This window comes from Curvibacter sp. GW821-FHT01G03, from assembly GCF_059422285.1.
The window spans coordinates 1-349 of sequence record NZ_JBWKWP010000066.1 but is presented as its reverse complement, the minus strand read 5'-3'; the positions used below and the strand labels follow the sequence as shown (position 1 = coordinate 349).

Genomic DNA, 349 nt, shown 5'->3' with positions numbered 1-349 from the left:
CCCCCCGGGCAGCGCCACACCGGTCCAGAACGAGCCCTTGTAACCCGTGCTCAGGTAGCTCCAGTGCCGGCCCTGGTCGCTTGAACGCAACAACATGCCCTTCTCGGCCGCCGCATACAGCACGCCCTGGCCCGTGGCAAACAGGCTCAGCAGGTTCAGGTCGGCCTTACGTGCCCCCTCGGGCGGCGCGAGCGTGACCGGGTTCCAGCGCTTGCCGCCGTCTTCCGTCACCAGCACCAATGACCACAGCCCCACCGCCACCCCGTGCGTGGCGTCGAGCATGTGCAGCGCAAACAGCGGGCGGTCCTCGCCCGTGGCGCTGCGCTGCACGGCCCAGCTCTCGCCCCCG

At 70.5% G+C, this 349-nt stretch carries 1 protein-coding gene; it reads right to left on the bottom strand.

Annotation, left to right across the window (positions count from 1 at the left end; all coding sequences use genetic code 11):
* Positions 1-349: WD40/YVTN/BNR-like repeat-containing protein (locus AC07VS_RS28845; protein ID WP_494752701.1), on the bottom strand; the 349-nt coding region annotated here is incomplete at both ends.